1 protein-coding gene is annotated in these 671 nt (G+C 51.6%); it reads left to right on the top strand.

The window, feature by feature from the left end; all coding sequences use genetic code 11:
• Positions 1 to 487, top strand: a 487-nt coding sequence (locus tag C8029_RS21440) for a tyrosine-protein kinase family protein (protein ID WP_152003713.1), incomplete at its 5' end; no start/stop codon positions are given.
• Positions 488 to 671: the final 184 nt, after the last annotated feature.

Genomic DNA, 671 nt, shown 5'->3' with positions numbered 1-671 from the left:
CATCCGCCGTCTCGTCTTTAGTCAATACCTCAACGTCAAAGATGCCAAGGGGTTGATGAGCGTTCTGGCCGGTGACGTTTCTTTGGAAGATGCCGTCATCCATGACTCTGTACTCGGGGCGGATATTCTTGTCAGCGAACCAAGCAATGTGAACGCAGCCGACGTCTTGTCTTCACGGCGCTTCATCGAGTTTCTGGAAGCGGCCCGAACTGCCTATGATTTCGTGATCATTGACACGCCCCCTGTGCTTGTCGTCCCTGATGCGCGGGTGGTGGCACAGCAAGTGGATGTCGTTCTGTTCACCGTACATTGGGATAAAACAACGAAGTCCCAAGTGCGCGATGCTCTTCGCATGTTTGAAACTGTCGGCGTCACGATCAGTGGCCTTGTGCTCAACCAAATCGATCCAAAGGGGATGAAGCGGTATGGCTATGGGGATTCATATGGGGCCTATGGGTCCTACGGGAACAAATATTACACGAACTAATCGCCCAAACCGGGCGAAGTCGGCTTGTATCCTTCGAGTGAGGCGCGAAAGCCTCGGTTGCGGGAGATCGGCAAAACAGAATGGTTTTAAGGGCTGTTTTTCGCTATGACGAACCAAAGTCCTATGGGTTTTAGACAAGGAATGACTCCATTGCGTATAGCTGTTGCTCTTCTTATGGCACTTT

Origin of the sequence: Roseobacter sp. TSBP12 (genome assembly GCF_009129705.1) — a bacterium.
Lineage (GTDB): Bacteria > Pseudomonadota > Alphaproteobacteria > Rhodobacterales > Rhodobacteraceae > Celeribacter > Celeribacter baekdonensis_A.
The sequence above is the reverse complement of the archived record's forward strand: the minus strand, read 5'-3'. Positions and strand labels throughout refer to the sequence as shown.